At 61.0% G+C, this 11141-nt stretch carries 7 protein-coding genes and 1 pseudogene; 1 reads left to right on the top strand and 7 read right to left on the bottom strand.

Annotated features, from left to right (window positions below):
- Positions 1-202: pseudogene (locus ACV22V_RS31800) on the top strand (glutamine--fructose-6-phosphate transaminase (isomerizing)); the annotation flags it as partial.
- 153 nt (positions 203-355) lie between these two features.
- On the opposite strand, the gene ACV22V_RS31795 reads toward ACV22V_RS31800, so the two are convergent.
- From ACV22V_RS31795 to ACV22V_RS31765, 7 genes are all read right to left on the bottom strand, one after another.
- Positions 356-2242, bottom strand: a complete 1887-nt coding sequence (locus ACV22V_RS31795; RefSeq protein WP_448016645.1) for a polysaccharide biosynthesis protein — start codon at positions 2240-2242, stop codon at positions 356-358.
- Positions 2243-2254: 12 nt separating this feature from the next.
- The gene (locus ACV22V_RS31790; protein WP_448016646.1) at positions 2255-3271 is read right to left on the bottom strand and encodes an MraY family glycosyltransferase; all 1017 of its coding nucleotides are present in this window, start codon (positions 3269-3271) and stop codon (positions 2255-2257) included.
- A 5-nt stretch (positions 3272-3276) separates the two neighbouring features.
- Positions 3277-4242 carry a UDP-glucose 4-epimerase family protein gene (locus ACV22V_RS31785; RefSeq protein WP_448016644.1) on the bottom strand — a complete coding sequence of 322 codons (966 nt, stop codon included), beginning with the start codon at positions 4240-4242 and terminating at the stop codon, positions 3277-3279.
- Entirely contained in the window at positions 4239-5084 is an 846-nt protein-coding gene (locus ACV22V_RS31780) for a glycosyltransferase family 2 protein (protein WP_448016643.1), read from the bottom strand. The genes ACV22V_RS31785 and ACV22V_RS31780 overlap by 4 nt, the downstream gene beginning before the upstream one ends.
- Before the next feature lie 398 nt (positions 5085-5482).
- A complete protein-coding gene (locus ACV22V_RS31775) occupies positions 5483-6256 on the bottom strand; it encodes a glycosyltransferase family 2 protein (protein ID WP_448016642.1) in 774 nt (257 codons plus the stop codon).
- A 2-nt stretch (positions 6257-6258) separates the two neighbouring features.
- Positions 6259-9465, bottom strand: coding sequence for a glycosyltransferase (locus ACV22V_RS31770; RefSeq protein WP_448016641.1), 3207 nt, complete (start codon positions 9463-9465; stop codon positions 6259-6261).
- A gap of 9 nt (positions 9466-9474) precedes the next feature.
- Positions 9475-10422 carry an NAD-dependent epimerase/dehydratase family protein gene (locus ACV22V_RS31765; protein ID WP_448016640.1) on the bottom strand — a complete coding sequence of 316 codons (948 nt, stop codon included), beginning with the start codon at positions 10420-10422 and terminating at the stop codon, positions 9475-9477.
- Positions 10423-11141 lie beyond the last annotated feature (719 nt).

Here is an 11141-nt window from a genome sequence, read left to right as displayed (position 1 = left end):
ACTGTACGTGTTCGCGGATGCCGACACGCAGATCGTCAACGACGACGGCCTGCACGTGATCCGGATGCCGGAACACTACGGGCAGCTGTCGCCGATCCTGCACGTCGTGCCGCTGCAGCTGCTCGCATATCACACCGCATGCGCGCGCGGCACCGACGTCGACAAGCCGCGCAACCTCGCGAAGTCGGTGACGGTGGAGTAAAGCCGGCTTGCCGGGACGGCAATCGACTTACCGTCCCGGCGCCATATCTATTCGAACCTGATCGTTTGACCACGCTGAAATATCGGCCACGACGCTGTCTCGATTACACCACTCTGTTACTAGGGCCGAGCCCCACGGTAAGCAAGGCGCCGGTCATTCATTCGATACTGCTCGCATTCCAGCTGGCACGCTCTGCAGCACTGGCAAGACGGCTGTCTGATATTCTGGTACCCAACGTCGCAAATCCCGTCGAACTTCGTCATCGCTAAGCACACGATGCTGCATTAGCCATGGCAACAATTCATCAAGCAGATGGTCTGGCACTCCCCGAGCGCGAGCTATCCGCAACTTGGGATGCGGTGTACGCGTGGTCGTCTCATCGTCCGCAAGCAGTTCCTCGTAGAGCTTCTCGCCTGGCCTCAGACCCGTGAACTCGATCCGAATCTGTCCTTCCGAGAATCCATATAAGCGGATCAGATCGCGCGCGAGATCGACGATCTTGACCGGCTCGCCCATGTCGAGGATGAAGATCTCTCCGCCGCGCCCCATGCTCGACGCTTGCAGCACGAGCTGGGACGCCTCCGGAATCGTCATGAAGAAGCGCGTAATCTCAGGATGGGTGACCGTCACCGGCCCCCCTTTTGCGATCTGCTGCTGAAACTTCGGAATCACGCTGCCCGCGCTACCCAGCACGTTGCCGAAACGAACCGTCTCAAACTGCGTGCGCGCACTGGTCTGTTGCAGCGCTTGGCAGGCCATCTCCGCGAGACGCTTGCTCGCACCCATCACGTTGGTCGGATTGACGGCCTTGTCGGTCGAGATCAGCACAAAGTGGCGCACGTCATGGCGGATTGCCGAACGCGCGACCCTATATGTGCCCAGCACGTTGTTGCGCAGCGCCTGCCACGCGTTGTGCTCCTCCATCAGCGGCACGTGCTTGTACGCGGCCGCGTGGAAAACGATATGCGGCGCATAGCGTGACATCACCTGGTCGAGCAGCAGCGAATCCTTCGCGTCGCCGATGATCGGCACGACGGGCTGGTCGGGGAAGCGCTCGCGCAGTTCCTCGGCGAGCCGGTACATCGCATATTCGGAGAGATCGAACGCAACCAGTTGCGCCGGCTTGAAGCGGAGGATCTGCCGGCACAGCTCGGAACCGATCGAACCGCCCGCGCCGGTTACCATCACGACGCGGCCGCGCAGCAGCGCCTCGACGTGCGGCGTGTCGATCGTCACCGCATCGCGCCCGAGCAAGTCCTCGAGATCGATATTGCGTACCTGCGACAGGAACCCCTGCCCCGGCATCAGCGCGGTCAGCGACGGCAGCACCATCGCCTTCACGCCCGCGCGCACGCACAATGTCGCAACGCGGCGCTGTGTTTCAACGGATGCCGACGGAATCGCGATGATCGCGTATTCGACCTTCATCGCGTCGGTCCAGCGCTTCAGGTCGTTGAACGAGCCAAGCACCTTGTAGCCGTAGATCTCGCGCCCCTGCTTGGTCGGATCATCGTCGAGGAGGCCCACCAGACGCCATTCCCCCGAACGCGACAGTTCGCGCGCGAGGCTCGCGCCGGCCGTGCCGGCACCGAGCACGAGCACCGGCTTGCCCTGCCCGACGAGCCCGCCGTACAGGTAGAACTCCTTCGTCGCGCGGTACAGCGCGCGGGCGCCGCCCATCGCGAGGAACAGCATCAGCGGCGACACGAGCAACACCGAGCGCGGGATGATCGGCGACGGCTGGAACATCACGGCGCCGATCATCACGATCACACCGCCGCCAATCACCGCCTTCGAAATCCGAACCAGGTCCGGAAGGCTCGCGAACACCCACAGGCCGCGATACAGGCCGAACACGTGGAACATCAGCGCGTAGACGGGCAGCACCCAGACGAGCGCCGTCAGCGCGCCGACCATGAAATCGGACGGAACGCTGCCGTTGAATCGGACGAGATAGGCGAACAACCACGCGGCGGTGACCGCCGTCAGGTCAAACAGGAAAGCGCTCAGCGAAAGCCATGATGCTTTGGATCGCAACATCGGCGGGAAACCTCAAGAGTTATTTTCGGCGGCCGACTGAAACCGGCGCCAGCGCATGTCGATTAACAGTCCGATACATGCCAGGACGCCGTACCACGCGAAGAACGACAGCCACTGCTGCAGTTCCGGGCGGCCCTTTGCCCACACGGCGACGATTATGCCTGCGAGCATGATGAGGTACCAATAAAGAGCGGTCCGGCGGTGACCTACGCCCGCTCGGACCATTCTTTGATAATAATGCTCCCGGTGCGCTTGCCAGAACTTTTCGCCACGTAACAGTCGTCTCAAAAGTGTTACAGATGCGTCGGCAATAAAGGGCGCGAACACCAGCGCGGGAAACCAGATCGGCCAGACGCCGGCCCGCCAGCCCCAATAGCCGAGCGCACCGGCCAGGAATCCGAGCGGAATCGAACCCGCATCGCCGAGAAACAGCCGGGCCGGGTGGAAATTCAGCAGCAGAAAGCCGAGCGCGGCGCCGGCGACAGCCGAACCGGCCACGGCCAGATCGGGTGACGGCATCATGCCTGTCAGCGCCGCGACCGCATACGCGCCGAAGCCGAACAGCGCCATGCCGCCCGCGAGGCCGTCGGCGCCGTCCATGAAGTTGTACAGGTTCGTCAACCAGACCATCGCGAAGCCGACGCCGACCAGCCACCACCACGGTGCGTCGGCCGGAAACACGGCGATCAGCGCGACGACCGCCGCGAGGTGCGCCGAGAACCGCACGCGGGCGGGCAGCCCGCGCCGGTCGTCGATCTGCGACATCGCGGCGAGTCCGGCGGCTGCGACGGCGATCAGCCACAAGTGCGGCGCCAGCGCGAACAGCGCAACGACGCAGACCGGTACGATGCCCCATCCGCCGACGCGCGGCGTCGGCAGCGTATGGAGCGAACGGTCGTTCGGAATGTCGGTGGCAAGGCGCCACGCAAGGCCGGTCGCGAGCAGCACGCGCAGGATGGCCGTGGACGCGATGGCTGCGGCCAGCGCCACCGCGGCCGCTTCGGGCCACGTGGATATCGGGAGAAACATGGCGATTATTGTTGTGTGTCGCGCAAACGATACCATGCGGCCGTCGCTTCGAGGCCTTGTCTTGTCGTATAAGGCGGATGCCAGTCGAGCACGTGCGTAATCCGACTCGTATCGAGCTGGAGGCTGCCGGTCAGGCGGGCAATCGCCGCGCGGCGGCCGGTCAGTGCGCCGAGCGTCCGCAGCACGGCGGAAGGGACAGCAATCAGGCGCGCCGGCTTGCCAAGCGCGTCGCCGACCAGGCGCAACAGGCCCGTGACCGACGGCGCGTTGTCGTCGGCGACGTGGAAGCATTCTCCGGCCGCGCGCGGATCGATCGCGCATTGCAGCAGTGCGTCGGCGAGGTTGTCGACGTAGACGATGCTGCGGCGTGCCGGGATGGAACCGAGTGGCAGCGGCATCCCGCGCGCAACCGCATCCATCATGCGCAGGAAGTTGGCGCGGACGGTCGGACCGTAGACGAGTGGCGGGCGCACGACCACGACGTCGAGCCCGTTCGCCTCACCGAACTGTGCCAGTTGCCGCTCCGCGCGCAGCTTCGAGCGGCCGTAGGCGTCCTGCGGGTCGGGACTCACCGCTTCCGACAGCGGTACCCCGCCATCGCTCTCGCCGACTGCCTTGATGCTGCTCGCATAAACGATGCGGCGCACGCCATGCTGGCGCGCGGCTTTAGCGAGTCGCAAGGTACCGACGACGTTGGTCGCGTCGAATGCGGCGTCGGAATCCGGCGACTCGTCGCGCATCACGTGCACGCGAGCCGCGAGATGGATCACGCAGTCGGCTGCCAGATCCTTTGGCCATCCTTCATCGAGGCCATCGAAATCGGTGGCGTCGTGCACCCATTCACGCACGCCTTCGATGGATCCGCCCGGGCGCCTCACCAGGGCGGTCACGGTATGCCCGGCGTCCAGTGCGCGGCGGCATACCGCGCGACCGACGAAACCGTTTGCACCGGTAACGAGGAGATGGGTCACCACAGCCTCCAGCCGAAACGGTTGTAGAACTTGAAGGCCGACGAGGCGAACATGCGGATGTGCGCGAAGCCCTTGCGGGATGCGCCGCCGCCGTGGTGGATCACGCGAACAGACGGGACGTATGCGACACGGGCGAGTTCGTGCGTGCGCAGGCTCAGGTCATAGTCTTCGAAGTACAGGAAGTAGCGGGGATCGAACCCGCCCAGGTTTTTCAGGACATTGGTACGGAACAACATGAAGCAGCCGCTGACGATCGGGGGATCCCACACGACGTCGCGATCGTTGATGACATCGCGCATTTCGTAGCGCGCAAGGCGGTTCGTGAAAGGCTGGCGGAACCGCGCCGGCAGGAAGCCGCGCACGAGCAGGTCGATGATCGACGGATAGCGCCGGCAGAGATATTGCAGTTCGCCCGATTCGTCGCCGATACGGGGAGCGAGCGCACCTGCATCGGAATGCGAATCGAAGAACTTGCGCGCAACAACCAGAGCCTGCGCGTCCAGATCGATATCCGGATTCAGGATCAGGTGGAGCGGACGCTCCGAGAGGTCAATCGCGAGATTGTGCCCTCGCCCGTAGCCGACATTGCCGTGCCCAGTGAGTACCCGGCATGTGACGCCCTGCGCGTCGAGCCGGTGCGTCACGGCGCTAACATCGCCCAACCCGCCGTTATCGACCAGATACAGGTCGATCGGACATCCGGGTGATGCTGTGCGCAAGTGCTCGCAGGCCACGCCCAAGCTGACGAGCGTCTGCTCGAGTTGGGCGGCATCGGGACGATATACGACGGCGGAAACCGACAAGCCGTCGGCATCTCGAGACTGCGCGCTTATTACATTCATCCGTGGTTCGACAACGCGCTCTCATGACGAAGCGCCGGTTAGAAGGACTGGCGGAGCGCGACAGACCACAAGTGTTTGCGCGTATCCGCCGGACTGGGGCAAGCATACCCTCCATTCGTTACGCGGCGCCAGCCCTACGATTTTGGCGCCCGTCCGGTAGTCGGCAACAATGGATGCACAGCGATCGCGCGTGAGAGGACAAGCCAAGCAGGCCCCATCTGCTAAATCTGCATGTCGCGAATAGCTTTGAACTCGATCGGAGAATGACGTCTGGGTCAGCGAATTTCTAACGACTCGCAGCGGCGGGATCGGCTGCCACAAGGCTCGATACAGCGCATCTCATCCTGCCCCGCCCAAACACACGATCACCGCAAACGGGCCGCGTTCATATAGAGCGATTAATCGGTTTGTTGGAGAAGCAGTCGCTCATCTTCCTTGCCCGCCCGGTTTCGGATCGCGTTGCGGAACAAATCGGACGGCCTCGGGATGCAACCCGCAGCCGTCGTCTGCTTCACAAGGGAGGTGTGCCGGGTCCGGATTGCATGCGACGTATTTGGAACGATCTTGTGGAGTCCGCCGCTATTAACGACGGAAATGTTCCATCCCCAATCTTCATATCCGATGTGGTTCTTGAAGTCGGTACCCGTATACGGCACCGATCTCAGGAAATCCCTGGATGTGAAGACGAGGGATGTCCACGCATTGGTAAATGCAAGCTGTGCGACATGGAAGCTGGGATCTTCCATGTCCACGTGCAGGAAGATGTTGGGCGTGGCGCCGAAGCACACGTTCACTTCAGGGTGCCATGCGACATTTCGAGGATCGGCTTCAGCGGCCTTGTGCGCCGCGACGAGCCAGTCGGCACACCAGATGTCGTCCGCATCGAGAAACCCGATCCATTTCCCGTTTGCTTCGTCAGCCGCAGAATTGCGCGCATAGCCTAGGTCGCCATGCTCGACCCTCACGATTCGAAGATCCTCGCGCCGCGACGCGTATTCTTCAAAAATTTGCAACGTCAGCGCATTCGGCTTGTCGAGAACTGCAAGCATTTCGACACGTAATCCGGCCGCAGCCGCGACGTCCGCGCTGCGCGAAAGGCTGTTGAGCGAGGCATGCGCAAGCAACCCCTCGCCGTGGCCATTGATGACTGCTGTGATATCGAACTTCGGCATGGTCAGTTGATAAACGACGGAGATACACGAAGGGTTACGCAGAACTGCTCCCATGAGTGCTCGCTTTGCACCCAGCCAATCATGCGCTCTGCGCGCTGCCTTGCTTCGTCGGGACGGCGGATAATGTCCCGCAACGCGGCAACGTATGGGTCGGCGTCCTTATACGACTGGATCAGCCAGCCGGTCCGCTCTGTCACGAGATCCGGAATTCCACCGATCGCGGACGCGACCATGGGAATGCCCGTGCACGCGATATCGGCCAGCGTGAGCGGCAAGCCATCCCAGAGCGACGTGTACAGGAACGCATTGTAATCATTGACCGGCAGGGTCGCCGTCGACGGGAAGGGACCCTTGACCGTCAAATTACCGAGCACACGTTCCGCGTCGGCCAGCTTCGTCGCGTACGCGTCATCCCCATAGCCGTAAATGTCGAAGTGGAAGTCTGGCGCACGCCGGACGATCTCGATCAGAAGATCGACGTTCTTCTGCTTGCAAAAACGACCGGCCCACATCACCCGGTTGCCCGCTTGCGGCCCGCCCATATACGTCCCGACCGCCACGTTGCCGACAGGCTGATGAAGTGTGACCAACTTCGACCGCATACTGGCCGGAATGCCATAATCCGCAGCCAGCTCGTCCATGAAACCGGCGTTGTCGAAATAGACCTTCGTCAGATACGGTACACAGTCCCGAAAATGCGTATCGGCATAGCCAGCGGCGCGACCGTCCGGCGTATAGTCGCGGCAGAACAGGCAGGCATACAACTCGGTCAACTTGCCCAACGCGGCACCCTTCTTTGCGATGGCGTCCCAGCAAGCGCCGCTATTGACGTTCATGACCGACTTCGGACGCAACGCAAAGATCAGCGACTCCACCAACTGAACTCGGTCCGCGCGCGTCAGCGATGGCTCAATATCGGAAAGGATGCGCACGTGAGTGCCGGGCGGTAGCCATTCGATTGCCTCGCTACGATCGTAATCGGCCAACACGATCAGCGTGGAGTCGATGCCGTTTTCCTGGATGCTCGCGCGGACGACATTTGCCGCGGCCAGGTCGGCACCTCCGCGCACTAGCCACGGAACGAACACGATATGCTCAAACGCGTGGGGCAACGAATCGAAAAGCCTTTGCCATGCACCGATGCCAGACCACGCCTGCCCGCCGTAACTGAGTGGGAGCAATGCCGGTTCCGCAAATGCGGGGTCGAGCAGAATCGTGGACTCCAGTTCACCGGCTTCGGCGACCATTTTCTCGATCGTACCCAGCACGTGAGCAGGCAGCCCGCCGTGACGCCCTTGCGGCAGGCCGATCGTCATGTAATGGACGAGCGGATGCAGGCCACTTGCCGCGACCTCCGGATAGGCCCACGTGTACCAGCGCCCGTCGAAGAACCGATGGGCACGCCGCCCCTCGAATCCCCCATGCCTAACGTAGTGCTCGAGCGGGTCGGGCAAACTTGCGAGGTCGGGATTGAGCCGGCAGTACAGATCAAGATCGAACAGGCCGGACTGTTCGATGATCTGCCGGGTTTCGTCCGCGGAATATTTCCTCGTCCCCGCGACCGACCGTTCTGACACGTCGCATGCGACGGAATCGCGCGGCTCGACATGGGAATTCGGTTGCGCCGCCGTGAGCGCCATCACAGGTGTGGCATGGCGCCCCTCTTGACTGCCGAATGCCAAATAGTGGACAAGCGGATTGACGCCGGCAGCACGAACGTCAGGGTAGTCGTCTAGATAGCGGTTACCGTCGAACGACGTGCTCGGCTGCCGGGCTTCCCTCCACCCGAACTGCAGGTAATGAACAATTGGATCGATGGCCGCATCCGCCACGTCGGGATAGGTCGCCAAATAGTAAGCGTCATCGAACAATGGCGATGTACGTAGCAACGCGGCTTCATTCACTGATACGTCCGGTGATCCAGCGAACCGTTTTGCAATCCCCCCCACGCGTCGCCGCGCAGCCCGAAATAGATCAATTGGCATAGTTAATGTACTGCGCTCCGACTGTGCAGATCGACCAGAGACGGGCTGTGGGGCCAGCCTGATCTCTGCCTTTTGTTGCGCGAGCGATTCCTTCAGATTCTGGTTTTCCAGCTCGATTTCAGCATTGATTTTGCGACATTCGTCCCACTTTTTCTCTAACCATTGTTTCCCGGCAATAAGTTCATTGATGTCGCTTCTGAATTTCGTCGCCATTGCTTCGAGCCGTTCAATCTCGGCCCGGTGCCCGGCAAGAGTTGAAATAAGATGTTGCTTGTCCTGCTCCCAAGCAACGTTGGCCGTCTTATAGTTACTCCACTGCTGTTCGAGCCATTGCTTGGCCTGCGTCAGCGATTCGATATCGTCCTTGAGCTGGCGAACAATCCCTTCGAGACGCTCAATCTCCCGCTCATGTCCCTGCTGCGATTCGATCAGGTGCAACCGTTCCTGCCCGAGGGTGACATTCGTCGAATAGATCTCTGCCGACGTCTGTATGAGCAATTGAATTGCGCCGGCCAACTGCTTGGGAAAGGCCGCCATGTTCTTCGCGAGCGTCACCTCCGCAGTAGAGCGCATGTGCGCGGAATCCTTGCTCATCGACTGATCATGGAGTCGGTAGTAGCCGAGTTCTCTTGGCACGAATCGCGCCGCAAACCCGGATGCTGCGATCCGGATCCACAAGTCCCAGTCGCAGCACCCTCCGAGCAACTTATCAAAGGTACCCACCGTGTCCAAGGCGGACGCGCGCACCATCACGCAGGCCGGCGGAAAATATCCGCCGAGTATGAGCGACGGCAAGATGTTGCCATTCAGTTCGGCTCGCGCATGTGCAACTTTATACGCATCCGCCACGTCACCCTGCTCATTTACGCGGACGATGTCGCAGTAAGCCATACCTGCATCCTTATCGCCGATAAGCGCCTGTGATAACTCTTCGATCATCGTGGGCGCAAGCCAATCGTCGGCATCCAGGAAGACCAGGAACTCCCCGCTGCTGGCCGCAATCGCATTATTCCGCGCAATCGCCACGCCCGCATTCGCTTGCTCGATCAACATGATGCGAGGGTCGCCCAACGCACGGACAAGTGCCGCCGGATCTTCTGCAGAGCCATCGTTCACGAGCAGAACTTCGATGTCCTCAAATGTCTGCTTCAGGACACTCTCCAGGCACTGCCGGAGATACTTCAACTGATTGAAAAAAGGGACAATAACCGAAACGGTAGCCATTGGGGTCCTTCAGTCTGAACACGGCTGAAATGCCATGTTCTTTGAAAAACGAGCAATCGTCTCGCTCATGCCATCCCGGAAGGACGTCTTCGGCGCCCAGCCAAGTACCTCTTTGGCACGGGATACGTCGAGAATGCTGACCGGCACGTCAAATGAGCGCGCGGCCTCGTACTTGACGCAAACCGGCGCACCGAGAATGCCGCCGATAGTCTCGACGATTTGCTTGAGCGACGTGCCCTCACCGGAGCCGATGTTGAAGACGGGATCAACGTGCCCAAACGCGGCGCTGGTCGCATCCACTGTCGCGACGAATGCATCTACCGCATCGTCGATATAGAGGTAATCGCGGACAACCGCGCCGTCACCCCAGATCTGAATGTCAAGACCGGCCAGCGCACGCCAAGCGAAGATCGACGCGGCGCCTAACTGGCCCTCGACGTTCTGTCCGGGGCCGAACGGATTGCTGACGCGCAGGATGCGTGTGTCCACACCGAACTGGCGGCGATAGAGCATCGCATAGCCTTCGACCGATGCCTTCGACGCGCCGTACACGCCGAGAGGCCGGAGCGGGTGCGATTCAGAGACCCGATGGGCTTCGGGTACCCCATAGACGGTGCCGCCCGACGAAGCAAAGATGAACGGAATGCCAGGGTGCCGGCGCATCGCCTCGAGCAACGCAACGGTACCCATGACGTTGGTGGCCACGTCGTCGAGTGGCGCACTATTCGCCGTTCGCGGCACAGTCGACCACGCGAGATGAAAAACGCCATCGACACCGTCAATGGCGTTGAGCCAAGTATCGACCGACGCGCCAAGCGGGCACTCGACATCATTTGCGCTGTCCGCAACCCGTCTCACCGCGCGTCGCACGACATGGCCATTCCGTTGCAGCCGCTCGACGAGCGATCGACCGATAAACCCCGACGCACCGGTCACCAAATAAGTTTTCGTTTCCATTTATGCGCAGAAATCACCTACCAAGCGCTTACAACTGTAGGTGTGGCCACAAGTACCGTCAACGCCGCCGAATACCTGCCCACTTCGCTCGACAATTGACCGAAGCCGAATCGATCCGATATGAACTTAGGGTTCACCAACCGCCCAAAGGGACCGGCAAGCGGGCGAAGACAAGATAGAGGCGAGCGAGCAGTCGTATCGAGTAAAGACGCGATGAGAATGTCCGATGCAATTGAGGAAAGGTTGCGCAATGCTTTAAGTTCGGTACAGCCCGCTGCCGTTGCAACGCCAGGCCTTTCGATTCGTATGTGGCGGGAGGGCGATCTTGGCATGCGCCATGCGCGCCTCAACGCCCTTACAACGCCATCGCGAAAGCGCATGTACCGCATGCCATCGGCCGCACTCCTTCGGCTAATCGCATCATGGCAGCCCCCCGTCGACGCTCCATAGAACCGTTTCGACACCCCAAGCGATTTGCGGCCGCCGATTCGCCCTGGATCGCCCTCTTTGCCCGGCAAAACCGATCGAGTAGCTCGCGTCTCGCCGCTCCGTAACATTCGAATCATCCTGGTTCGCTTCGGCACGAGACAAGATGCGAAATACCTTACATCAAATACTCAAGGATCCTTACAAGTACGCAAGAAAGTTATCGCGTCAGCATTGTAGCCGATGAATTTGACATCAGGGTTCAAGGAAGGTCAGATCCTTGCCCTGTAGAA

It is taken from the genome of Burkholderia sp. AW33-5, from assembly GCF_053427615.1.
This window is presented reverse-complemented; position numbering and strand designations above follow the sequence as displayed.